This is a genomic window from Mesorhizobium sp. NZP2298 (assembly GCF_013170825.1).
Taxonomy (GTDB): Bacteria; Pseudomonadota; Alphaproteobacteria; order Rhizobiales; family Rhizobiaceae; genus Mesorhizobium.
Window position 1 is genome coordinate 7126061 of record NZ_CP033365.1, and the last position, 23996, is coordinate 7150056.

25 protein-coding genes are annotated in these 23996 nt (G+C 62.0%); 10 read left to right on the top strand and 15 right to left on the bottom strand.

All coding sequences use genetic code 11. From position 1 onward, the window contains the following. Positions 1 to 5: 5 nt before the first annotated feature. From EB231_RS33790 to EB231_RS33800, 3 genes are read right to left on the bottom strand one after another with little or no spacing between them, the layout of a single operon-like run. Positions 6 to 1346 carry a sensor histidine kinase gene (locus tag EB231_RS33790; protein WP_172352567.1) on the bottom strand — a complete coding sequence of 447 codons (1341 nt, stop codon included), beginning with the start codon at positions 1344 to 1346 and terminating at the stop codon, positions 6 to 8. Beyond that, positions 1346 to 2011, bottom strand: coding sequence for a response regulator transcription factor (locus EB231_RS33795; protein ID WP_172352568.1), 666 nt, complete (start codon positions 2009 to 2011; stop codon positions 1346 to 1348). The genes EB231_RS33790 and EB231_RS33795 overlap by 1 nt, the downstream gene beginning before the upstream one ends. Next, entirely contained in the window at positions 2008 to 2334 is a 327-nt protein-coding gene (locus EB231_RS33800; protein ID WP_172352569.1) for a PepSY domain-containing protein, read from the bottom strand. The genes EB231_RS33795 and EB231_RS33800 overlap by 4 nt, the downstream gene beginning before the upstream one ends. A 127-nt stretch (positions 2335 to 2461) precedes the next feature. Here EB231_RS33800 and EB231_RS33805 point away from each other — a divergent pair, with 127 nt between their 5' ends. Both EB231_RS33805 and EB231_RS33810 read left to right on the top strand, forming a co-directional pair. Further along, entirely contained in the window at positions 2462 to 2728 is a 267-nt protein-coding gene (locus tag EB231_RS33805; protein WP_172352570.1) for a hypothetical protein, read from the top strand. A gap of 56 nt (positions 2729 to 2784) precedes the next feature. Continuing rightward, entirely contained in the window at positions 2785 to 3252 is a 468-nt protein-coding gene (locus tag EB231_RS33810) for a DUF2231 domain-containing protein (RefSeq protein ID WP_172352571.1), read from the top strand. A gap of 219 nt (positions 3253 to 3471) precedes the next feature. On the opposite strand, the gene EB231_RS33815 is transcribed toward EB231_RS33810, so the two are convergent. Continuing rightward, positions 3472 to 3915 carry a cation-transporting P-type ATPase gene (locus tag EB231_RS33815; protein WP_246740841.1) on the bottom strand — a complete coding sequence of 148 codons (444 nt, stop codon included), beginning with the start codon at positions 3913 to 3915 and terminating at the stop codon, positions 3472 to 3474. 10 nt (positions 3916 to 3925) lie between these two features. Continuing rightward, positions 3926 to 4735 carry a universal stress protein gene (locus EB231_RS33820; protein ID WP_172352572.1) on the bottom strand — a complete coding sequence of 270 codons (810 nt, stop codon included), beginning with the start codon at positions 4733 to 4735 and terminating at the stop codon, positions 3926 to 3928. Between the two features lie 265 nt (positions 4736 to 5000). On the opposite strand from EB231_RS33820, the gene EB231_RS33825 reads away from it, so the two are divergent. The 5 genes from EB231_RS33825 to EB231_RS33845 all read left to right on the top strand — a co-directional run bounded on the left by EB231_RS33825 (position 5001) and on the right by EB231_RS33845 (position 10045). Continuing rightward, positions 5001 to 6485, top strand: a complete 1485-nt coding sequence (locus EB231_RS33825) for a PAS domain S-box protein (RefSeq protein ID WP_172353143.1) — start codon at positions 5001 to 5003, stop codon at positions 6483 to 6485. After that, entirely contained in the window at positions 6466 to 7089 is a 624-nt protein-coding gene (fixJ, locus tag EB231_RS33830) for a response regulator FixJ (protein WP_445299294.1), read from the top strand. Before EB231_RS33825 ends, fixJ begins: the two co-directional genes overlap by 20 nt. A 464-nt stretch (positions 7090 to 7553) precedes the next feature. Further along, a complete protein-coding gene (hemA, locus tag EB231_RS33835) occupies positions 7554 to 8831 on the top strand; it encodes a 5-aminolevulinate synthase (protein WP_172352573.1) in 1278 nt (425 codons plus the stop codon). Between the two features lie 80 nt (positions 8832 to 8911). Beyond that, entirely contained in the window at positions 8912 to 9340 is a 429-nt protein-coding gene (locus EB231_RS33840; protein ID WP_172352574.1) for a DUF2267 domain-containing protein, read from the top strand. A gap of 294 nt (positions 9341 to 9634) precedes the next feature. Continuing rightward, positions 9635 to 10045 carry an amino acid kinase family protein gene (locus EB231_RS33845; RefSeq protein WP_246740842.1) on the top strand — a complete coding sequence of 137 codons (411 nt, stop codon included), beginning with the start codon at positions 9635 to 9637 and terminating at the stop codon, positions 10043 to 10045. An 11-nt stretch (positions 10046 to 10056) separates the two neighbouring features. Here EB231_RS33845 and EB231_RS33850 read toward each other — a convergent pair whose 3' ends face one another. The 3 genes from EB231_RS33850 to EB231_RS33860 all read right to left on the bottom strand — a co-directional run bounded on the left by EB231_RS33850 (position 10057) and on the right by EB231_RS33860 (position 11450). Continuing rightward, a complete protein-coding gene (locus EB231_RS33850) occupies positions 10057 to 10566 on the bottom strand; it encodes a hydrolase (RefSeq protein ID WP_172352575.1) in 510 nt (169 codons plus the stop codon). Between the two features lie 137 nt (positions 10567 to 10703). Continuing rightward, on the bottom strand, positions 10704 to 11036 hold the full coding sequence (locus EB231_RS33855; RefSeq protein ID WP_172352576.1) for a c-type cytochrome: 333 nt from the start codon (positions 11034 to 11036) through the stop codon (positions 10704 to 10706). Positions 11037 to 11066: 30 nt separating this feature from the next. Beyond that, positions 11067 to 11450, bottom strand: a complete 384-nt coding sequence (locus EB231_RS33860; RefSeq protein WP_172352577.1) for a phasin family protein — start codon at positions 11448 to 11450, stop codon at positions 11067 to 11069. Between the two features lie 404 nt (positions 11451 to 11854). On the opposite strand from EB231_RS33860, the gene EB231_RS33865 reads away from it, so the two are divergent. Continuing rightward, positions 11855 to 12388 carry a flavin reductase family protein gene (locus EB231_RS33865; RefSeq protein ID WP_172352578.1) on the top strand — a complete coding sequence of 178 codons (534 nt, stop codon included), beginning with the start codon at positions 11855 to 11857 and terminating at the stop codon, positions 12386 to 12388. Between the two features lie 91 nt (positions 12389 to 12479). Next, entirely contained in the window at positions 12480 to 13304 is an 825-nt protein-coding gene (locus EB231_RS33870) for a universal stress protein (protein WP_172352579.1), read from the top strand. Positions 13305 to 13469: 165 nt separating this feature from the next. Here the strand turns inward: EB231_RS33870 and EB231_RS33875 are convergent, their stop codons facing one another. Genes EB231_RS33875 through EB231_RS33905 form a run of 7 tightly spaced genes read right to left on the bottom strand, consistent with a single transcriptional unit; the run spans position 13470 to position 22462 of the window. After that, positions 13470 to 14360 carry a hydroxymethylglutaryl-CoA lyase gene (locus tag EB231_RS33875; RefSeq protein ID WP_172352580.1) on the bottom strand — a complete coding sequence of 297 codons (891 nt, stop codon included), beginning with the start codon at positions 14358 to 14360 and terminating at the stop codon, positions 13470 to 13472. After that, positions 14344 to 15843 carry a sugar ABC transporter ATP-binding protein gene (locus tag EB231_RS33880; RefSeq protein WP_172352581.1) on the bottom strand — a complete coding sequence of 500 codons (1500 nt, stop codon included), beginning with the start codon at positions 15841 to 15843 and terminating at the stop codon, positions 14344 to 14346. Before EB231_RS33880 ends, EB231_RS33875 begins: the two co-directional genes overlap by 17 nt. Next, complete coding sequence (locus EB231_RS33885; protein WP_172352582.1) at positions 15836 to 16948, bottom strand: SMP-30/gluconolactonase/LRE family protein; 1113 nt, start codon at positions 16946 to 16948, stop codon at positions 15836 to 15838. Before EB231_RS33885 ends, EB231_RS33880 begins: the two co-directional genes overlap by 8 nt. Next, on the bottom strand, positions 16948 to 19062 hold the full coding sequence (locus tag EB231_RS33890) for an ABC transporter permease (RefSeq protein WP_172352583.1): 2115 nt from the start codon (positions 19060 to 19062) through the stop codon (positions 16948 to 16950). The genes EB231_RS33885 and EB231_RS33890 overlap by 1 nt, the downstream gene beginning before the upstream one ends. A gap of 15 nt (positions 19063 to 19077) precedes the next feature. Then, a complete protein-coding gene (locus EB231_RS33895) occupies positions 19078 to 20085 on the bottom strand; it encodes a sugar ABC transporter substrate-binding protein (protein ID WP_172352584.1) in 1008 nt (335 codons plus the stop codon). A 47-nt stretch (positions 20086 to 20132) separates the two neighbouring features. Beyond that, on the bottom strand, positions 20133 to 21140 hold the full coding sequence (locus EB231_RS33900) for an ABC transporter permease (RefSeq protein WP_172352585.1): 1008 nt from the start codon (positions 21138 to 21140) through the stop codon (positions 20133 to 20135). A 2-nt stretch (positions 21141 to 21142) separates the two neighbouring features. After that, a complete protein-coding gene (locus tag EB231_RS33905) occupies positions 21143 to 22462 on the bottom strand; it encodes a hydroxymethylglutaryl-CoA reductase, degradative (protein WP_172352586.1) in 1320 nt (439 codons plus the stop codon). Positions 22463 to 22603: 141 nt separating this feature from the next. Here EB231_RS33905 and EB231_RS33910 point away from each other — a divergent pair, with 141 nt between their 5' ends. Beyond that, positions 22604 to 23971: an aminotransferase-like domain-containing protein gene (locus EB231_RS33910; protein WP_172352587.1), complete on the top strand. Its 1368-nt coding sequence runs from the start codon at positions 22604 to 22606 to the stop codon at positions 23969 to 23971. Positions 23972 to 23996 lie beyond the last annotated feature (25 nt).

Consider the following 23996-nt stretch of genomic DNA (forward strand, 5'->3'; position numbering starts at 1 on the left):
GCCGCTCACCCATGCCGCGGCAGGTGGATGGTCACCGCCAGACCGGAATAGGCGTTGGCCATTTCGAGGCGGCCCCCATAGGCTTCGACGATATCCGAAACGATCGCCAGGCCGAGGCCGCTGCCGCCGCCCTTGCTGTCGAGCTGAACCCCGCGCAACAAGGCGGCATCCCTGGCGGCCTCGGGAATGCCCGGTCCATCATCGACGACTTTGATGATCACCTCGCCGGCGCTCGCGGATGCGCTCACATGAACCAGGGATTTCGCGAAACGCGTCGCGTTTTCCACCAGATTGCCGAGAATCTCGGATAGGTCGCCTTCATCGACCGGCGCCATGAAATCCTCGGCGGCATCGATCACGAATGAGAGTTGCTTGCCCCTTGGCGTACGTTTGACGACAGCGACCACGCCGCTCGCCACGTCTCGGACAAGGCACGCGGCATCGCCGGAGACGCCAGGCGCCAGACGAGCGCGCGCCAACTCCCGCTCGACATGGCGGCGAATTGCGCTCGCGCTCTTCTCGATTTCGTCGGCAAGCTCGCTTTCGCCCTTTTTTCGTAAAGTCCGGATATCGGCGGACAGGACCTGCAGGGGCGTCTTGAGGCCATGCGCAAGGTCAGTGGCGCGCGAGCGCGCGCGAGAGAGGGCTTTCTCCTGGGCGTCGAGCAGGCGGTTGATTTCGTCGGCAAGTGGCTGCACCTCGCTCGGCGCGGCCGCGCCAAGCCGCGCCGTCCGCTGCGCAATCACGTCTTTGACGGCGACCCTTAGGCCTTCCAGCGGCGCCAGGCCGACAGTGATCTGGATGAAGAAAGCCCCCATCAGAGCAGACGCGAGCACAATGAGCGCCGGCGCAAGATCACGAACATACTCGCCAACGGAAACTTCCACGTTGCGATGGTCTTCCGCCACGACGGCGCGAAAGGCCCGCCCGTCGGCGTCGGTGATCGTGCGCATGACGGCAACGGTGAGCTCGCCGCCCGGCCCCTTGAGTTCTTCCTTCAGCAGTTCGCCATTGGCTGGCTGTTGAGGCAAGGCCAGCGTTGCATCCCACAGGGAACGCGATCGAACGAGGCTGTGGGTAGCCATATCCTCCACTTGCCAGTAGTGGCCAGACAGCGGACTGGCGAAGCGTTGATCGGCCAGCGTCGAGGCCACCGAGAGCCGGCCATCGGCTGTAAAGCTCGTCGCCCCAATCAGTTCATTGAGATCGACCGTCAACTCACTGACGACACGCCTCTCGACGTTCAGTTCAAACAGATAGCGAAGGCCGACACCGGCGATGGCAAGGGCGATGACAATCGATATCGCCGCGGCCGACCAGAGCCTGAAACGGATAGAATTGCGCATCAATCCGGCCCGTCGGGCACGAAGTAACCAAAACCGCGTCGTGTCTCGATGACATCATTGCCGAGTTTCCGTCGCAGGCGCGCCACGATGACCTCGATCGTATTCGGGTCGCGTTCATTGTCGGAACTGTACAGATGCTCGGCAAGTTCAGTCGACGCGACCACGCGGCCGGCATGATGCATCAGGAACGCCAGCAGCCGGTATTCCAGCGGCGACAATGCCACCGGAACGCCGCGAAGCAAGATGCGCATCTGGCGTGTATCGAGCAGCAAAGGGCCTGATTTCAACACCGGAGCGGCCTGCCCGCTTGAACGGCGCAGGATGGCTCGCAGCCGCGCCAGCAGCTCCTCCATTTCAAAGGGTTTGGGAAGATAGTCGTCGGCGCCCGCGTTGATGCCTTCCACGCGCTCGGTCCACAGCCCCCTCGCCGTCAGGATGAGGACGGGAAAGCGGCGGCCATTGGCGCGCCAGCGCTTCAGCACGGTAAGGCCGTCGAGCTTCGGCAGTCCAAGGTCAAGAATCGCCGCGTCGTAGTTCTCGACATCGCCCGCAAACCAGGCCGCTTCACCATTGTCCACGATGTCGACGGCCATGCCCGACGCCTTCAAAACCATCGCGATGTCGGCCGCGATGCGTGGTTCGTCTTCAGCCACGAGGATCTTCATTTGTGGTCGCCTTCACCGCCCAAAACACCGCCCGCGCCGGCATCGACATCAATGATCCGGCGCCTGCCATCGGCAGCGACCACCTGGAACCGATAGATCCACTTGCCTCCGGCGCGAATGAGGTCGATCGCAACAATCTCACCGGGAGCCTTGGCGCGGACAATGGCCATGATATCGGCGAGGCCCTCGATTTCGCCGCGCTCATAAAGATCGCGCGCCCGATCGTGGTCATCGTCGTCATCCTGCGCCCTGACGGACAATGGCGCGGCCAGCACAAGTGCGGCCACGCCCAGAGCTGCCAGGCTCATCGACACGGTTTTCATGGAAAGGAGCTGTCGCATGCGGAAGCTGTCAAACCGCTGTCAATCATTGTCAGCCGGCGGCAAGGACCACGCCTCTATCAAGGGCCATCGCGCCCGATGATGGGTGCGCAGAGAAGGATACGAAACCATGCGCAATTTTCCTGTCTTGCTTGTCGCCCTTGGAGGCCTGACCGCCTTTGTCATACCCGCTGCCGCGGAATCCGACCACGGATCATGCGCAACCGCGTCCGCCACTTCTTCGGCAACAATCGACCTCGAGGCCATCCCCATGATGAGCGCCACTGGTCCCAAGTCAGTCAAAGGTGTCGGCGACGATGAATGCAGCGACGGCAAGACTGTATCCGGCGCCCGCGGTGATCGGGAAGACGAGAAATTCGGGGACAGCGACGACTGACGGCCGATCGAGCGTCCACCGACCATCACCCACTATCCTCCTGGAGAACATCTGCAATGCCGGAAATTCAGCATATCCATCCCATTCTTGTGCATTTCCCTATCGTGCTCATGTACGTGCTTGTGGTCATCGACCTTGCCGCGCTCGCCAATCGCAACCCCGTGACGACGCGTTCGGGCGTGGGGACGATTTCCACCTTTGCCGCCGTCGCCGCAGGACTCTTTGCGGTCTGCACCTGGTTCTTTGGCGGCATGGCCCTCGACCACGCGGAGGCCGCCGGCTTCAGCAGCGACATAGCGGAAATCCATGAGGGCTTGGGCGAGATCAGCGCCTTGACCTTTCTGGGCTGGGGCCTGCTCCGGCTCGTGCTGTGGGTGAGAAATCGAGAGCTGGGTACGCTGACATTCGCCATTCCCGCGATTGAAATAGCCGGCGCGGCGCTGGTTACCGTAACAGGTTATTATGGCGGGCAGCTGGTTTACGACCTTGGCGTGAACGTCACCAAGGCCGCGGTCGGAGGGTGACCTTTCGACGTTCGACCTCGATCCATCGCCACGCAAGAAGGGCATGCCTTCAGGCACACGCCTCGACGAACGTTCTGGACGGCTCCCTTGGTGATGAGGAGCTGTTCATGTGCGCTGTCCTGCACGACGATGGACAAGCGCTTGCGAACAAATTCGTAGGGGCTCTCGTCGTCGCCGGGAACGATCTCCTCGACATCGACAGTCCGTTCGAATCTATCCCTAAGCACGGTGGTCGCGGGAGATCCGCTGCTGCAGGACCTCCATCGCGCGAGAGGCGCCATATTCCTGAGTGAAGCTTAAGACACAGCTGGCGAGCACGATCGCGCCGATGATCGCCGCTTCATGACCCTCCCCGACGAACACTGAAACGGCGGCGGCAAAGACCAGGATCAGGACGAGTGGGCTGCGAAAATGGCGCGCGAATACAGCCAATGCCGATCCACCGGACCGAGACGCCAGTGCGTTGCGGCCGAATTTGGCAAGTCGGATTGCCGCATCGACGCTCAGCAGACCGGAAGTCGAGGTCTCCAGCCGGCCGACCAACTCACTCGTTTCGAGCGACCAGTAGGCAGGCTCGACATGGCCGGAAAGGCGGCTGACCGGTCGCTTCTCATCTGGAACTTCCTCCAGCTGGTCCGGGCTATCTGCCGTTCTGGCCGCCATGGTCGCAAAGTCAATTCGAGAACAGGCGGCTGATGCCGTTCTCGCCAATCAGGGAGCGTGTGATGCCGCCAAAGGCCCATTCCCTGAGCCGGCTGTGGCCGTAGGCGCCGGAAACGATCAAATCGGCGTGGACCGAGCGAGCGAATGCCATCAACCCGTCGCCGTCGGCGGTACCGGCGAACACTTCGGTTTGCGCCATGATGCCATGCTGCTCAAGAAACACCGCGACGTCGGCGAGGCTGTTTCGAACGTCCTCTCCCGAAGCTTCTTCCATTGTGGCGACTACAACCTCTTTGGCCTCGGCAAGGAGGGGCAAGGAGTCGGATACGGCCCTTCGTGCCTCCCGGCTGTCCTTCCAAGCGACCAGGATGGTTTTTCCAAGCAGGTGTTCGGCGTTGCCCGCAGCAACCAGCACGGGACGACCGACCCCGAGCACCAAGCTTCCTATATCGAGTGCACGGAAGACGTCGTCGCCGCCATCGGCGGTCACGATGAGATCAGCTGAACGGGCCACCAGCCCTAAAGCGCGCGTCGGACCGCAAACATGTTGTCTCCATTCGCTGCTGATGGAGTGCGGGACAAGCTTCTCAAAGGTGTCTCGCAGTTCAGCAAGACGCTTCTCGATCTCCTGCCGTTTGACCTGCATGACCTCGCCTTCATAGACCAGGCCTTCGCCCGTGGCCACCAATGGCGGAACGTCCGCGGCAGCGAAGCCGATGAGGTGAGCATCGAAGCGATGCGCCATTTCTGCCGCCAGTTTCACGAGAGGTCCTGGCTCTGCATCAACGGCCAAGTTGACGACAATCGTTTTGTAGGACACGCAGGCACCTCACAGAAAATAGGTGGGTCCCTAATGCTCCCTCGCGAGCCTAAGCACTTTGATGTGGGTCAAAATGACGGAGTGAGTTGTTTGCGAACGAATGCATGGGTGCTAAACCTGCCACCGGTAGTGCGTCTCAAATGCAGGGCAAGATGTGACAAAGAAGGGGCCAGTTTCTTCCGCGGACGCAGTCGCCAAGTCGCCCGTTCCGTCAGTGCATCCGGCAAGGCATGACGATGTGCCCGGCCATCAGCTTCTCGCACGGATGTTCGACCAGACTCCTGGTTTCATGAGCTTGCTGAAAGAACCTGGCCATGTGTTCGAATTTGCGAACGCCGCCTACAAGCGAATGGTCGGAGAGCGGAAACTTATCGGCAAATCCGTGCGCGAGGCGTTTCCCGATCTCGAAGGTCAAGGCCTCTTCGAGCTGCTGGATCGCGTCTACGAAACCGGCGAGCCCTATGTGGGCCGAAGCGTGAAGGTCGTCTATCGCAACGTCGAAACAGGCGCCGCAGAGGAACGGATCCTCGACTTCGTCTATCAACCCGTCAGGGCGGCCGACGGCCAGATCACCGCCATCTTTGTTCAAGGCACCGACGTCAGCGACCTGTCGTTCGCCAATGCTGCGCTGCAGCTGCGGGAGGATCACCTGCGTTCGATCCTGGCGACAGTTCCCGATGCGATGATCGTCATCGACGAAAGTGCAAACATCCAATCCTTCAGCACGGCGGCCGAGATGTTGTTTGGCTACAAGGCCAGCGAGGTCATCGGGCAGAACGTCAAGATGCTGATGCCCTCGCCTTACCGGGAGGAGCATGACACGTATATGCAGCGCTACCTGAAGACGGGAGAACGCCGCATTATCGGACTTGGCCGAACCGTAACCGGGATGCGCAAGGACGGATCGACGTTTCCGATGGAACTCGCTGTCGGCGAAATGCATCCGGGAACAGGCCGCTTCTTCACCGGCTTCTGTCGCGACCTGACGGAACGCCACAGAACTCAGGCCAGGATGCAGGAGCAGCAGCAGGAGCTGCTTCACATGGCACGCTTCACCGCGCTTGGCGAAATGGCCTCGACATTGGCGCATGAGATAAACCAGCCGCTGACGGCCATCACGAACTACCTCAAGGGCAGCCGCCGTCTCCTCGAGAAAAGCAAGGACGAGAACGCCGCCATGCTGCAGGATGCTGTCGAGAAGGCTGCCGAGCAGGCCCTGCGCGCCGGCGACGTGATCCGTCGCCTCAGGGATTTTGTCGCCAGGGGCGAAAGCGAGCGTCAGATCGAACGTCTGCCAACACTCATCGAGGACGCCTCATCGCTCGCCTTGGTCGGCGCCAGGGAAGCAGACGTGCGCGTCAGTTACGATCTTGACCCGGCGGCCGAGCTTGTTTTGACCGATCGAATCCAGATCGAGCAGGTATTGCTGAATCTGATGAGAAACGCCGTGGAGGCCATGCAGGGTATCCCCAGGCGGGAATTGCATGTCGTTACGGTGGCACGGCAGGATGGCATGGCTGAAGTTGGTGTGATTGATACGGGCCCGGGGCTGGCGCCGGAAGTTTCAGCCCAGCTCTTTCAGCCTTTCGTTACCACCAAAAAGCACGGAATGGGTGTCGGTCTGTCCATTTGTCGCACTATCGTCGAGTCGCACGGCGGTCGTATTTGGGCGGAAGCAATGCCCGGCGGCGGGACAGCGTTCCGATTCACTTTGCGCGCCGTGGAGAAGGATGAGGTCGCTGGTGGCTAATGATATTGTTCATGTGGTCGACGACGATGTCGACGTTCGCAAGTCGCTGGGTTTCCTTCTGGCGACAGCCGACTTTGCCGTGCGCCTCTATGAATCGGCAACGGCATTCCTGGCGACGGAACCGAAGGAGATCCATGGCTGCATCGTCAGCGATGTACGCATGCCCGGCATCGACGGCATCGAGTTCCTGCGGCAACTGAAAGCCCGGGGCCTCGGCGTGCCGGTGATCGTGATGACGGGGCACGCCGACGTCGCCCTGGCCGTCCAGGCGATGAAGGAGGGCGCTGCCGATTTCATCGAGAAGCCGTTCGACGATCAGGTGCTTATCGATGCAATTCGCTCGGCCCTGGACCACCGCAGCCAGCCCGCCGCGGCACACCCACAATCGACGGAGATCAGGAAGAATCTCGCCACGCTATCGGAGCGAGAGCACCAGGTGCTGGAAGGGCTTGTTTCCGGGTTACCGAACAAGACGATTGCCTACGATCTGGGGATCAGCCCGCGCACGGTCGAGATCCATCGCGCCAATGTCATGAGCAAGATGGGCGCCGGCAGCCTCTCGCATCTGGTGCGCATGGCCCTGATCGCCGACCCCAAACATTAGTGCATCCCAGGAAAGACGAGCAGGGGTTCTCCGCCCGGAGCCGCCGCGCTAAGGCGCGTTTCGAAGTGAAGCCACCTTATCTTCTCGGAGATGCCAGTCGCGCCAGTGGGTCGGCCGAATATCGACGCGGATACCGGTAACGGCATGCCGCCATCCCTCCCGGCCTTTTTCACAAGGAAATACAAGCGGATGTAAGCCTTCTTCATCCAGAACGGCTAGTTCGAGGCTGCGGCCAAACGGAGCGCTTGCTATTGGATTCCACATCCGGCCAGCGTCGGCGAAATTGCAGTTCCGCGCTTTGATTTGAATCAGTTTTTGGGCGGCTTGCGGCGAGGAGACCTGCCTGCAACGAGGCATCTGCGAGTCCCGTAATTTGACATAGCTCAAAGCGCAGACCGCTCCCAGCCCTTAGGTAGGCCGACCGTCGCAGATCGTGGCCGGCTTCTTGTACAGGACATTTCGACATGAACTACCAGCGGTTCTTCGAAGAAGCGATCGATCAGCTCCATGCGGAGCGTCGCTATCGTGTCTTCGCCGATCTCGAGCGTATCGCGGGCAAGTTTCCGCGCGCCATCTGGCGTTCGAACGGCCGCGCCGAGGAAATCACCGTCTGGTGCTCCAACGACTATCTCGGCATGGGCCAGCACGCGGATGTCATCGCCGCCTTCCAGAATGCGGCCGGCAAGATGGGTTCGGGAGCCGGCGGCACCCGCAACATCTCCGGCACGTCCAACCCGCTGGTCGAGCTCGAGCATGAACTCGCCGACCTGCACGGCAAGGAGGCAGCGCTGGTCTTCACGTCCGGCTTCGTCTCCAACGAAGCTTCGATCTCGACCATTGCGCGGCTTTTGCCGAACTGCCTGATCATCTCGGACGAGTTGAACCACGCCTCGATGATCGAGGGCGTGCGGCGCTCGGGCGCGGAAAAGAAGATCTTCCGCCACAATGACGTCGCGCATCTGGAAAGCCTCTTGCAGGCGGCGGGCCGCGAGCGCGCCAAGCTGATCATCTTCGAAAGCGTCTATTCGATGGACGGCGACATCGCGCCGATCAGAGAGATCGTCGAGCTCGCCGAACGCTACAACGCCATGACCTATATCGACGAGGTCCATGCCGTGGGCATGTACGGACCGCGCGGCGGCGGCATCACCGAGCGCGAAGGCCTCGCCGACCGCATCGACATCATCCAGGGCACGCTGGCCAAGGCGTTCGGCACGCTGGGCGGCTACATCACCGGCACCAGCGCGGTGATCGACGCGGTTCGCTCCTATGCGCCGGGCTTCATCTTCACCACGGCGCTGCCGCCCGCGATCGCCGCCGCCACCACCGCCTCCATCCGCCATCTCAAGCAATCGCAGGCCGAGCGCGACGCGCAGCAGCAGCAGGCGAGCCGAACCAAACAGATCCTGGCGGCCGCCGGCCTGCCGGTGATGGACTCTCCGACCCATATCGTGCCGGTCCTGGTTGGCGATCCGGAGCTTTGCAAGATGGCGAGCGACCGGCTGCTTGGCGTTCACGGCATCTACATCCAGCCGATCAACTACCCGACCGTGCCGCGCGGCACCGAGCGGCTGCGCATCACGCCGACGCCGTTCCATTCGGATGCGCTGATCGCGGAACTGCAGGATGCGCTGGTCGAGACCTGGGATGCGCTCGGCATCCCCTATGCCAGTTCCGGCCGTCCCGCTGTCGCCAAGAGCGACCGCATCATTCCGCTCCTGGTGAACAAAGCAGGCGGCTGAAATCCAAGGCGTAGAACTTGATCCGCAGCAATGCGCGGGTTCCGGGAAGGGAGAATAGAAACAGTCGGAGGATGACAATGATGACGCACCCTGTTTCGCACACTTCCATCGCGCATGCCGCCGAGCAGGCGCAGCAATGGGTGAACGAACTTGCCAAGGACTTGGACTGGAACGAGCAGAGCGCATTCCGCTTGTTGAAATCGGTGCTGCATACCTTGCGCGACTGGCTCTCGCCGGAGGAAATGGCCGATCTGTCGGCCCAGTTGCCAACCCTGATCCGAGGCATCTATTTCGAAGGCTGGAACCCGGCCGAACCGGCATGGGAACGGAAAAAGCGCGACTTCGTCATCTGCGTCCGCGACAGCTTTGGCTACGAGCCGGAGATCGACATCGATCGGGCAATCGGGGCGGTGTTCCGACTTCTCGACCGTCACATTTCGCATGGCGAAATCGTCCAGGTCCGAAACTCGATGAAGAAGTCATTGCGCCAACTCTGGCCGGAGGGATGACCGATGTTTCGCGATCGCCAGGATACGGGGCGAAAGCTTGGTGTCTCGCTGCAGGCGCTTCAGTTGAAGGATCCGATCGTGCTCGCCTTGCCACGTGGTCGCTGCCGAGATTGCCAAGGCCTTGGACGCACCGCTGGATCTGATCATCGTTCGTAAAGTCGGAGCACCGGGAAATCCGGAACTTGCCGTGGCCGCCATTGTGGACGGAGACCCTCCGGACGTCGTTCTCAACCGGGAGATCGTCGAAGCTTACGCTCTTGATGACAGCGCCCTTCGTGTTTTGATCGCGCAGGAATGGCCGGAATTGGAGCGGCGCCGGGCAACATATCGCGCGAAAGACCCGCCCCTGTCGGCGGCGTGCCCGTTGCCGTGCGCGAAGATGGCGCCATGGTCGGCGTCGAAGCCATCATTGACAAAGACGTGGCCAGCTCGCTGCTGGCGCGCCAGTTGAGCGCTGACATGCTGCTGATGCTCACGGATGTCGATGCGGTCTATCTGGGCTACGGCACGGCGGATGCCCGCGCATTGCGCAATGTCGGAGCAACTGAACTTTCGGGAAAGGATTTCCCCGCCGGCTCGATGGGACCCAAGATCAGTGCGGCAATCGAGTTCGTCCAGGCGACGGGCAATCCCGCAGCGATCGGCCGGCTTGAGGACGCGGCGGAGATCGTCGAACGGCTTCAGGGCACCTGGTTCGAACCCTAGCCTTGCCAGGCTCAGGAAATCTTGGCTACCCCTACAACGTAGTTCTTGCCATATGCCGCGGCGCATTTTGGGCAGGTCGTATAAAAGAAATACACGTCGCTGGCTTTGGGATTGCGCTGGCGCGCGAGTTCAAGCATTTCCTCGTGCCAACCCCTTACCTGCTCGAATGCCCCCTCGAACACTTTGGTGACGAAGTCGCCTGTCAGCGTAGCCATTTCCTCCTCGGGCACGGCCTTTGAAACCGAAAAAAGATGCTCGCTCGTCCAAGGCGAGAGATCACGGCTTAGGACGATGAACTGGCTTTCGGCAGAAGCGCCGGCGTCGTCGATGTGCTCGTTAACACGGGCAAAGACGCTGCCCATGTTCACCGGAACATGCATGACGCTGTGGGTCGTCGCCCTCACGAACGGCTTGTCGGCGAAGTGCAATTCCTGATCGTCCCAGCCGCCCGGGTTGAATTTTGGGCAGCAACCCGTCGTATTCACGCTCGCATCATAATGCGGTGTTTCGTTCGTCTGCATGGCTACCTCCTGACATGAGCACATCAAACCAGCTGACGACCCCGCCATCATTGATTACTGTCAACGCCGCCGAGAACCACGATCGACGCAGGTTGAAGCCGGTCCGTGGCCAAGATGAGATTGCTAATCGACCGCCATCATCGGCCCAGGCTTTGGATATAACTGATAATCGCGGAAATCTGGTCAGGAGAAGCTACGAACTCGGGCATGTCCGGATGTCCGGTGGATATCCCCTCGGCCAGAGCTTCCTGAAGATCTTCTATTGGGTACCGCCGGTGTAACAACCGGAAAGGCGGCGCGTCCGGATGGGCGCTCTCGCCGCCCGGACCGACCGCGTGACAGCGGGCACAGTTTTTCTCGACCAGTCTTTTTCCATAAGCGACCTGCGGGTCTTCGACAGCATAGGCTGACGATGCAAAGCCGAGTGCGAACACAAGTAGTGGGATCGAGAACGCTGGGCGGGGTCGCATGGTCGACGGGCCTTGCTTGATCGTGTCAGTTTAAGGAGCGAGGGTGGCCGCGCGCATGTCGTCGATCGTGGCTTCCGCCCCTTCTCGAACACGTCCCGCCGTTTCCGAAGCGAACCCAGCGCCCAAGGACGCAAACCTCGCGACCTCGCTGGTATAGTCGGACGTAGCGTTCTGGAAAAAGTTGACGACCACGTCGTAGGTATCAGCTAATCCGTCCCGCCTCATCAGCGTTTCGATTAGCCTCAGATCGTCCCAAAAACGCCGACTGAAAAAGGACGCTCCTTCCATCTGCAGGCTGAACAGCGCACAGGTGGAATGCATCTGCCATGCCGCAGCGGCATCCAATAGTTTCTGCCCTTTCTTGGCGAACGGGAACAGGTCTGGCGCGCTGAATTCTTCTGCCTTCCAGGTCATTGTAAAATTCCTTGGCTTCCGTCTTCCACGTCAATGCCTAGTCTTCGGGTGGCGCGGCCTTGAACGGCGGCCGAATCCATAGCTCACCGCAGGGAGCTTGCGTCTCTTGGAGGACGCCATTTCGAAGTAGATGCCGATCCCGGCGATACAAGCGAAGCAAAGCAGGACGCCCAAAAAGAGAATGCCTCCAGCGGACATGAACTGATCCTTGTGTGGCTCTGATCGAACATCGCAAAGTCAATTCCGGCACGCATTGATCAAGATCAATCGGCCCCAGCGGCACAGACTTGCCCCGTCCTCGTCCGCCGCTTCCCGACTTTGACATTGATCAAGGCGAGGAAGGGCATTGCCTGGCACGATATCGGCGGAGCAACTGCCTTGCATAAAGTGGAAATGAGGACGCGATGAAGGAACTGCCGCTTGCCGAAGTCTATCGGCTGATAGAGCCCGGTCCCGTTGTCCTCCTGACAACCAGGTCAAAGCAGGGCCGCGCGAACGTCATGACCATGTCCTGGCACATGATGGCGGGAATCGCGCCACCGACCATGGCTTGCGTCGTGTCGAGCGACGACTTCTCCTTTTTCGCTTTGCGTCAAACGAAGGAATGCGTAGTCGCGATCCCTGCCATTGGCCTTGCGGAGAAAGTCGTCAAGGTCGGAAACTGCTCCGGACGCGACACTGACAAATTCGCGACAGCCTGGCTGACGCCCCTTCCCGCCGAGCGCGTTTCGGCTCCCCTGATCGCCGAGTGCTTCGCCAACCTCGAATGCCGGGTCATCGATATACGCCTGGTGAACAAATATAATCTGTTCGTTCTCGAGGTCCTGAAAGCATGGATCGACCCGGGTCAACCGAAACCGAAGACGATCCATCACATCGGAAATGGCGCCTTCGTCGTGGACGGCGAAGTGGTTCATTTCCAATCCCGTATCCCCTGAGCCGCTGCAACCATTTTGATCGACATCAAGGTGAGAACGTTCCTGCAAGGCTAGCTTCGGTGCACCGAATCTCTCAAACGGAAGCGCCCCGATGAGCTACAAATCCATTCTGTTGAACTTGGGCATCGATGGTTCGATCGAACCGCTCGCGCGGGTCGGCATCGATCTCGCCAAACGTTTCGATGCAAAGCTGATCGGTTTCTGCGCCGCGGACGCTCCGCTGCCGGTCACGATGGCGCCCGAGGGCGCGGCGATCGCTGCTGAACTTTGGGATCAATCGAGGACCGAGATCCGGCAACGGCTTAATGACAGGCATTCCAAGTTCGACAGGCTCGTCGCCGGAACGGTCAGGGCGGAATGGCGTGACACGGTCGAGAATCCAGATCACGCCCTCGCCAGAGCTTCTCTTCTCGCCGACCTCGTCGTCACTGGCGCTTCGCTTGGCGCATCCACGGGCGACGCTTACCGTATGGCTGATCCGGGCAGTTTGGTGCTGCGCGCCGGCAGACCTGTCCTGGTCGCCGCCCGTGGCGCGGCGAGTTTGCCGCTCGGCCGGGTGGTCGTCGCCTGGAAGGACACGCGGGAAGCAAGGCGCGCCGTGGCAGATGCGGTGCCACTGATGGCCATGGCCAATGAAGTCACTGTGGTGGCGATTGATCGCAATCCGGGTGACTGGATCGGGGACGGAGTCAAGGATGTCGCCAGTTTCCTCGCCGGGCACGGCATCAAGGCGGGGACCGAAATCCTGAAGTCAGACGAGGAAGGAAATCGACTCATAGACTTCTTGGCCTCCGTCAAAGCAGACCTAATCGTGTCGGGCGCCTACGGGCACAGCCGGCTGAGGGAATGGGCGTTCGGCGGCGTTACCCGTTCGCTGCTGGATGAGGTCTGGCTTAATCGGCTGATGTCGAGCTGATGTTAGTGGGTCCGGGAGATGCTAAGTCTTGATACGATCGACCTTGGGCGCAGTTACGCCTCAGCGTATCTGCGAGAAGAATACTCCTTAAGCCATCGGACCTTTCGCCGAAGCCTCTACGCCTCGGGGTATGGCAAACCCATGGAATATTTGGCTTTTTAACCCTCACCGCTTGCCAAGAAACACGGGGTCGGCAAGCATGTTTTCCACGTTGGCCAGCAGCTCGCTGTCTATTCCGGTCGCGATCCCCCTCGATGCGAAATGCTCCACCAGCGCACCACTACGAAGATTGCCCGCCGCACCGGGGGCGTAGGGGCAGCCGCCGAGCCCGCCGGCCGCGGAATCGAAGACCCTGAGCCCGAGGCTCCATGCCGCATCGACATTGGCCAGCGCCATGCCGCCGGTATCGTGGAAATGGCCGGCGAGTTGCGTCGCCTCCGCCTCCGCGAGGCATGCCAGCACCATGGCGTGCACGCGTTCGGGGGTTGCCATGCCGATCGTATCGGCGACGGCGATTTCCGCACAGCCGAGATCGCGCAGCCGCGCGACGACTTTCGCGGCCGCGCCAGGCTCGATCGGACCTTCATAGGGACAGTCGACGGCACAGGAAACATAGCCCCGCACCGGCAAGGCGTGTTCGGCCGCCAATGCGATCACGGGCACGAAACGGGCCAGTCCCTCCTCGATCGTGCAATTGGTGTTTCGCCTCGAAAACGTCTCGGAGGCGCTGGTGAAGACCGCAAGCTCCTGCGCGCCCGCCGTGATCGCCGCCTGGGCGCCTTGCTCATTGGGCACCAGGGCGGAAAGCACGAGGCCTGCACGACGCACCGCGCCCCGCATGACGGCGTCATGGTCGGCCATCTGCGGGACCCATTTCGGCGAGACGAAGGCCGTCGCCTCGATGCGGGCGAAACCGCAATCAGCCAGCATGCGAATCAGGCGCAGCTTCAGCCCGGTCGAGACCAAATGCTTTTCGTTCTGCAACCCATCGCGCGGACCGACTTCGACGATCGTAACCTGGCGCTCCACGCGCAACGGTTCAGTGGACGGCGGCATACATGATCTTTTCTTCCGATGCTTCGTCGATGGTCATCTCCTCGACGATGCGCCCCTGACGCGCCACCAGGATGCGGTCCGACAGGTTGAGGATTTCGGGCAGGTAGGAGGAGATGACCACGACGGCCGCGCCGGCATCGGCGAGTTTCTCGATCATCCGATGAATCTCGGCGATCGCTCCGACGTCGACGCCGCGGGTCGGCTCATCGAAAATGATCAGTGACGGCTCCTGGATCAGCGATTTGGCTATCACGACCTTCTGCTGATTGCCGCCCGACAGCTCCACCACCTTGGCGTTGCCGCCGATCGAACGGACCTTCATGGCCTCGATCCATTCGGCCGATTGTCGCTTGGCCTCGCTCATGCCGACCATGGTGACCGGATTGGACCCCTTCGCCAGCTTGCCAAGGAACACGTTCTGGACGACGCCCATCGTGTCGAACAGACCGTCAAGCTTGCGGTCCTCGGTGATGTAGGCGACGCCGCGCCGCACGGCCTGCCGCGGGACGCGAAAGCGCACTGTCTCGCCGCGCAGCTGGATGCGCCCGCCATGGAAAAAGTCGCGCTTCAGCACGCCGGCGGCGATCTTCATCATTTCGGTACGACCGGCACCCACCAGCCCGAACAGGCCGGTGACCTGGCCCGCGAACACCGATAGTGTCGCGCTGCGCACCGCCTTGCCCATCGAGACGTTTTCCAGGGCAAGGACCTTGTCGCCGGGACGGCGGGCGACACGCCTTGCGGCGGCATCGCCGTAGAGTGCATCGGTCAATTGCCGGCCAACCATGGCCTGGACGATCTTCTCACGGGTGAGATTGCGGGCATCGTCGGTGGCGATCAGCGCACCGTCGCGCAACACGCTGATGCGGTCGGCGATCGACAGCGCCTCCTCCAGCGCATGCGAAATGAAGATGACGGAGGCGCCCTCGCCCTTCAGCCGTTCGACCAGCGCGAAGAAGTGCTGCTTCTCCTCCGGGGTGAGCGTTGCCGTCGGCTCGTCGAAGATGAAGATGCGGGCCTTGTGATGGACGGCGCGGGCAATCTCGACCATCTGTTTCTTGGCCGCGCCGAGCGTCGACACCAGCGCTGTCGGTTCGACATGGAAGTTCAGCCGCTGCAAATGTTGTTGCGCGCGGATGTTGACGCCGCGCAGCCGGTTGAAAAAACGCTCCTCGCCGAGAAAGATATTCTGGGCGACGTTCATGGACTGGACGAGGTTGGTTTCCTGGAACACCATGGCGATGCCATGTTTCATGGCCTCGCCCGGAGACGAGAAGCTCACCGGCTTGCCGTCGATCAGCATTTCGCCAGAGGTCAAAGGATAGAGGCCGGCGAGCACTTTTGTCAGCGTCGATTTGCCGGCGCCGTTCTCGCCGAGCAGTGCATGGACTTCGCCGCGGCGGAGTGTGAAATCGACGGCGCGCACCGCCGCGTTGCCGCGGAACTCCTTGGTCGCCTTGCGAAATTCGACGATGTCAGCCATGCACGGATCCACCGTCATTTGCCGGCACTGCCAAGCGCAGCAGCGTGCCCGATCCGCGCGACGTGGCATAGACGCGGCCGCCATATTCGCAAATGGAAGTAATGCCGTGCATGGAGCCATCGGCGCGGCTGTGCCAACTCTCGCGCAGCAGGCCCTTGTCGTCGCAGCGGGCGACCAGGCCATAAGACCGCGACGGCGCCCAGGGCTTGAGCACGCCCATCTGCCGGATGGAACCCTGGCTCAGTGGCTGGTCGGGTTTCGCCGACCCGGCGAGTTCCGGCCCGATCCATTCGTCAAGATCGATCGTCGCCATCATTTCGCGGCGGTAGTCGTCCTCGCGCAGCACCAGTTCGAACAATTGCCGGCGCGGTGCGAACAGCGCTATCCACAGGCCACCGCCGGCGGCGGATGAAAGCCGACAGGGGTAAGCCGGCAAATCCTCCAGCATCGCCATGGGACGCGCTGCGGATTTCAGGTCGATGACGATAACACGATGGCGCCAGCTTTCGCTGATCGCCAGGCGGCCGTCGCCGAGGAATGCCGCGCCGTTGGGGAAGGCCAGGCCCTGGGCAAGCGCGCGGCCTGAGCCCTCGGTGGGGTCGACCGCGAACACGCCGCCGCTTGCGCCGTGTTCCATCAGATCGCGTTTCCAATGGCGCGTCGAATGCTTGCGCGAGCCGACGCAGACGAACAGCGCCCCATCAGGCGCAAAGACGCCGGCGGTGAGGCACGACGTCATGTCGGGCGCGAGCTCGATCCGCTTCCAGGTGCCTGCCTGGCCGACATGCAAGCCATCGCCTTCGATGCCGACGGCCAGCCGGCCACCGGGCGCCGATGCGACAAAGGTCACCGGTGCGGGAAACTCCGCCACGGCGGCAGGCGAAACGCGCGCGCCGTCGAGGTCAATCCTGAGAAGCGTCTTGTCGCTGCTGCAAAGCAGCCCTGTCGGCGATACGACGAGATTGTCAATCCCGGGAAGGGCCAGCAGCCGCTCCGCCTCTTCCAGCCGGTTGTCCGGCTTGAAGACGCCGTCCATCGCCGGCACGCTGATGCCGGCATCATCGGCTGAAAACAGCCGGCGCACCAATGTGCCCAGGCCCACCATCAGCGCTTCCCCCAATAATCGTCATGCGCCGTCCATTGCGGGTCGGCGCCCTCGACGCGGACGCGGCCGATGCGGTTGTTGGACACTCCGCCCAGATAGAGCCAGCCCTTGTGCTCGCAGGTCGAGGTGATCGAGGGATGGTTCTCGCCAGCCTTGTCCCAGAGTGCATCGATGATCTCGCCGGTCGCCGACACGCGTAACACGCAGCCGCGATTGATGTTGGGAAACATCCATTCATCGGCGGCGATACGCCTGGCCATACGGCGGCGGAAGGCAGGCTTGCGCATGGCCAGGTCGAAGGTCTTGGTGCGCATGCCGAGGAGCGCGATCCAATAAGTGCCGTCCGAGCCGCGGTTGAGGTTGTCGGGATAGCCGGGAAGATTGTCGACGAAGATCTCGCGTTTGCCCTTGTTCGGCCCGTCGAACCAGTAGCGGTTGATGCGGCAGGCCCAGGTCTCGGCGAAAAGCAGCGACTGGCCGTCGCGGCAGATGGTGACCCCGTTGGGAAAAATCAGGCCGCGCAGGATGGTGCGCGTGGAGCCCGTCTTCGGATCATGGCATATCAGGCGCCCATTGCCTCTGCCCTCGAGAGCATCGACCGCCCATTCCGACATCTCGTAGCGGATCGTCGCCTCGCTGAAGAAGATGCGTCCGTCCGGCGCGATGTCGAGATCGTCAGGAAGCCGCAGCCGCGAATCGTCGATCACCGACAGCAGGCTGCGGTTGGTTTCGTCGGTGACTTTCGAGACCTTTCCGTCGGGCGCAACGCGATAGAGCCCCATGCCGCCGACACAGGTCAAAAGATCGCCGTTCGGCGCGAAAGCGAGACCCAGCGGATGCCCGCCAATGCGGGCGAAGACCTCGCAGCGCCCATAATCCGGCGCCAGGAAGCGCATGATCGTGCCGTGTCGCGTTCCCGTGTAGAGATTGTCGTCGCGGTCGAGCACAACATCTTCAGGCCCTTCGACGTCGCCGAGCCCGATCAGTTTCGTGGCGCCAAGCTTGTCGTTGACGGCCAGCACGCTGCTTCCCACCGTGGCCGCTTGCTCGGGAAGGCGCAGATACGTCGGCGAAACATAGACCTTGTTCAAGAGCTTGCCGCGGTTCTTCACCCATTTGGCGTCGAACAGCACGGCGGCGATCAGAACCAGGCCGAGGATCAGTTGGTTGACCGAGCCCGGCATCGACAGCCGGATGAGCCCGTTCGTCAGGATCAGCACCAGAATGGAGCCGATCACCGCATTGCCTACCGAACCCCGGCCACCACCCAGCGAAACGCCGCCAAGCACGACGGCGGTCAGCACCGAAATCTCCAATCCTATTCCGGTGTCGGCGCCGGTGCTGCCAAGCCGGGCTGAAAAAAGGAAGGCGGCAATTGCGGTCAGCACGCCCGAGGCGACATAGGCCAGGCAGACGGTCAGCTTGACGTTGACGCCGGCATTGTATGCCGACCGCCGCGCGCCGCCGACCGCGCGCAGACGCCAGCCCGGCCTGAGCCGTGACAGGACGACATGCGCGCCGATGGCAATGATGGCGAAGATGACGAACGAGACCGGCACGCCGTAGAACGAACCGAAGCCGATCAGGTCCCATGTCGGGGACACCGGCATCGAGCCGACGATGGCGCTGGCAAGGCGCGGAAAGATGATGTCATAGAGCGCGCGGTAGATGACCAGCGTCACCAGCGTGGTGATGAAGGCGCGCAGCCTGAGGTAGCCGATAAGAACGCCGTTCAGCAATCCACAGACAATTCCTGTCGCCAGCGTGGCAATGAGCGCCACGCCGATCGGCAGGCCAAGCACGTTCATCGACACCAGCGCGGCCAGCACGCAAAGGGCGAACACGGAGCCGACCGAGAGGTCGATGCCGCCCGAAAGGATGACGATCGTCAGGGCCAGCGCGACGAGGCCGAACTCCGACACCTGGCGGGCAAGATCCGAGAACGTCCCGACCGACACGAAGCCGGGAATGGTCCAGATCATGGCCAGAACCGTAACCACCAACGCAAGGGCCGGAATGACGTTGTCAATCCAGCTCTTGGTCAGAAGTTCGCCGAACAGGCGGTCCGGCACGAACCGGTAGCGCAGTCGCAGCAGCACGTCACTGGCGGCCATCGGTCCTGTTATCCGTTACTTCAGGTCGTCCAGGGTCCAGCAATTGCGCTGGTTGACGTTTGCCTTGGTGATCTGAGTAAGCGGATTGAAGTAGAGCGTCTTGGTCTCGCCCGCGGCACCGTCGGAAAGCAGCAAGCGCGCGATCTCCGCATTCAGGATTTCGCCCTGCAGCGGCACGTTGTAGCTGATGTAGAGGTTGAACAGGCCCTTCTCGACATTCTCGCAGCCGACCTTGTTGCCGCCACCGCTGGTGACGAGGAAGACCTGGGCACTCTTGCCGGCCTGCTGGATGGCGGACGCCGTGCCGGTATCCTGGTTGTCCCAGATGCCGATGGCGCCACAGAGGTCCGGATGCTGCTGCAGCACGGTGTCCATGATCGAACGCGCCTTTTCCGGATTGTATTCGGTGGCCTGCTGCGAGACGACCTGAATATCGGGATGCTGGTTCAGCACGCGATAGATGCCGTCGAGCTGAAAGACGTCCGACGCCGCCGTCGGCACCCCGGTGTCGATTGCCACCTTGGTCGAGGCGCCCTTGCCGGCGCTGCACTTGTCGACCACGGCCTGCGCCGCCTGCTCGCCGATCTCGGTCCAGTCGGCGCCGACATAGGAGTCGGTCTGGGTGTTCGATTCGAGGTTGATCTGCACCACCTTGATACCGGCGGCCTGCGCCTGCGCCAGCAGGCGGGCGTAGGACTGGATGTCGGGATTGTGCGCGACGATCAGATCGGGTTTCTCGCTTATCAGCGACTGCAGCGCCTTGGTGCCGGCGTCGGTGCTCCAGGCGGGATCACGGATCTCGAAGCTGTATTTGAGCCGCTTGGCCTGCTGGCGCATAACGGCTGCCCAGCCTTCGGTGAGGTCGAAGCCCATCGACAGCGGCAGAAAGACGACCTTCTTGCCTTCAAGCGTCTTGTGGAACGTCGTCGAGCGTGGATTTTCCAGGCCCTTGTCCTGCGCGCTGGCCGTGACCACTCCCGCCAGGGCGATACAGGCCGCGGCAAGCCATCTTGTCGTTTTCATAAGTCGCATTGGTTTCCTCCCATTGCATTTGGCGTTTTGGTTGGTTCTCAGAGATCCCCTTGCTGGGATGTCTGCTCGTCACGTGGATTGACGAGTGAATCGATGACGATCGCCAGAAGCAGCACGACGCCCTTGACCAGGTTCTGGATCGTGTAGTCGATGTTCATGATCGTCATGCCGTTGAGCAGGACGCCCACGAAGATGGTGCCCAGAATGACGTTTCGGACCTTGCCGTGGCCACCATTCAGGCCAATGCCACCGAGCACCACGACCAGCAGGATGTCGTAGATCATCGTCGAGTTGAAAAGCCGGGCATTGATCGCCGAAGCAGACGAGGCAAGGATCAGTCCGGCACCGTAGGCGATCAGTCCGCTGATCGCATATTGCGCAACGACCATCGGCCGATAGGGAATGCCGATGATCTTGGCAGCCGCCGGGTTGTTGCCCATGGCATAGATCTGCCAGCCGAACCGTGTGCGGCTGAGCACCAGGTGCAGAACCAGGCAAAGCAGGGCAAACGCCACCACGGTCACCGGAATGCCGAGAATGCGACCTTGGCCGATAAGTGAAAACCATTCGGCTCCCGGCGGCACGTTCTGCATTTCCAGCGTGAAGAAGAAGGTCCTGCCGAGGCCATAGATCACCGAACCGGCGGCAAGTGTTGCAAAGATGGGCGCAACGTCGCCGAAAGCGATCAATGCCCCAATCAGCAGCCCGGCGCCGATCGCGAACAGGGCTCCGATCAGCAATGCGAACTCCAGCGAATAGCCCGAGCGCGCGATCACGAATGCCCATGAAACGGAAACCACCATCGTCGCTATCATCGAGACGTCGATGCCCCTGGCGATGACCACCAGCGCCATGCCCAGCGCCAGGATGCCGAGGATCGACACGCTTCGTACCAGAGCGAGGATGTTGCCGGCGCTGAAGAAGGACGGCAGCAGCAAGGAAAAGAGCGCAAAGGCCAGCACCGCCAGCACCAGCACGATGCCTTCCTGGGTCTTCAGCAGGCTTTGAGCCCTTGCCGGATAGCCGTTTGCGGTTGCGTCGCTCACGCTCAGCCCTTCTCCTTGCCGAGTCTCAATAGAATTTCCCTGGCGCGATCGACACGGACATCGTGATTGGCGGCAAGTTCCTTGGCCACTGTCTCGATGTCATCGCCAACCGCCCCCGCCACGATCGCGATGTTGCGGGCGTGCAGGGCCATATGCCCTCGCTGGATGCCTTCGGTGGCCAGGGCCCGCAGCGCTGCCATGTTCTGCGCCAAACCAACAGCCACCGTGACCTCGGCAAGCTCCTGCGCGGTCTTCACGCCAAGCAGTTTCAGCGCGGCGCGCGCGGCCGGATGCGTCTTGGTGGCGCCGCCGACAAGGCCGAGCGCCATCGGCATTTCCAGCGTGCCGACAAGGGCGCCGGCCGCATCGGCTTCCCAACGGCTGAGCGACGTGTAGCGCCCAGTGCGCGCCGCCCAGGCATGCGCGCCGGCCTCTATCGCGCGCCAGTCGTTCCCGGTCGCGACAACGACCGGATCGATACCGTTCATGATGCCCTTGTTGTGCGTTGCGGCGCGATACGGATCGACGACCGCCAGCGAGCAGGCCTCGACAATGCCGGCGACCATGCGCTCGCCGGTGAACTCCTGCGTTGCCAATGCCTCCGGCGTCAGGCGCACCCGCGCTCGCGCCAGCCGCAGGTCGGCAAGGTTGGAAAGAATGCGCAGCCGAACGACACCGCCGGACAACCGCTCGATCATCGGCGCGACCGCTTCGGCCATGGTGTTGACGGTGTTGGCGCCCATCGCGTCACGCACGTCGACGAGAAGATGCAGCACCACCATCGGCCCGACGGCGGTGTCTTCGAACACCTGCACCTCGATATCGCGGCATCCGCCGCCGAGCCGGTTCAGAACCCGGTCCTTTTCATTGGCCGCGGCCACGATCTCGTCGCGGCTCGACAGAAGCCGGGCCCGCGCCCCATGCGGATCGGATATGTCGAGTATCTGAACCTGCGCCCGCATGATCGGCGCCGTACTAGACGTCTCGAACCCGCCACAGCCGCGAGCGATGCGCGCCATATAGGATGCGGCGGCGACAACGGAAGGCTCCTCCACCGCCATCGGGATGAGATAATCGCGTCCGTTGATGGTGAAATTGGTGGCGACGCCGAGCGGGATCTCGAATGTGCCGATCACGTTCTCGATCATGCCGTCGGCAATGTTGAGCGGAAGCGCGCCTTGCCCGCGCAAGGCGTCACGGTCCGCCTGAGAAAGGCCCGCGGCCTCGCCAGCCTTCGCCAGGCGATCTGCCGGTGACAGATCGCGAAACTTCTCGATGCGGGAATTCAGCCGCGGCTCGACGCCGTCCAAGACTGCCCCCATCACCATCGCCTCCCTGCGAATGCTGTTTTCTTGTTGAGCCAGCTATCGTCCAACTGATACCATCAGGCAAGGTACAGTTTTAAGAAACAGCGGCCAACTGTACCAGTTCATTTCCGGGCACGCCGCCGCAAGGAACAGAAGATGACGCGCGCCGAGGCCGTGGCCAACGAAATCAGAAAGCGCATCGAGACGGGTTCACTCATCGCCGGCGCCAAGCTTCCGTCGATACGCAAGGCCGCCGAGCAGTTCGACGTTTCCAAAAACACGATTGTCGATGCCTACGACCGCCTGGTTTCGGCCGGAATTGCACTGTCACGACCGGGCGCGGGCTTCACCGTCGCCGAACGACGCCGGCAGAAGCCAAGCGAGCGCCCGCTTCATGTGGCCGAGGCGGTGGACATCGCCTCCCTGCTCAATGCACAGCTGGAGGAGAGCTTTTCAATCCGCGTCGGCGACGGCCGCCCCCCGGCCTCATGGATGGAGGAGTCCGAGGTGCGGCGTCACCTCGGGCTGCTGGGCAGAAACCACCGATCCAGCAGTGACGGCTACGGTTCGGCGATGGGGCTGCCGGCGCTGCGCGAGCGGCTGGCCTTCGATCTGATGGAACGCGAGGTGCAGGCTACGCCGGATCAGATCCTGCTGACGTTCGGCGCCAACCATGCCCTCGACCTCATCATACGCCGCTTTCTGGTGTCCGGCGACACGGTGCTGGTCGACGATCCCGGCTACTACCCGCTGTTCGCCAAGCTGAAGCTGGCGCAGGTCCGCATGGTTGGCGTCAGGCGAACCGCGAACGGGCCGGATATAGAGGACCTCTCCGGCAAGACCGAGCGCGAGCGCCCGAAGCTGTTTTTCACCCAATCGCTCGCCCACAATCCAACCGGCAGTTCGACCAACCTCCCGACGGCCCATTCGATCCTGACGATCGCCGCGCGATACGACATGCTGGTGGTCGAGGACGACCCGTTCATCGATCTGCCAACCGTGCGCGGCGTGGGCCTGGCACCGCTCGACCAATTGCAGAACGTCATCTGCGTGCGCACCTTCGCCAAGACGCTGTCGGCCAGCCTGCGCTGCGGCTATATCGCGGCACGACCCGACCTCATCGCCTCGCTGGCCGAGCTGAAAATGCTGACGACCGTCAACAGCTCTGGCCATATCGAGCGGTTGATCCATGGGTTGATCAACGAGGGCCATTACCGGCGGCACCTGAAGCGCCTCGGGCAACGTGTGCGCCAGGCGACCGAAACGGTCGTCCCCCGTCTTCAGAAGATCGGCCTGCGGCTCTTTGCCGAGCCCACCGGCGGGTACTACGTCTATTTGGAGCTGCCGGACCACGTCGACGACATCGCTCTTGCCCGGGAAGGGGCTCGCGAAGGGATTTTCATCGCGCCAGGCACGGTGTTTTCGCCGGAACGCCGGCCAGGCAAAGCTGGTATTCGCGTGAACATTGCGTGGGCTTCGGACCCTCGTTTCTTTGAATTCATGCAGCGAGCAAGAACGTCCTGACGCGGCATCACTCACTGTTTCCTGA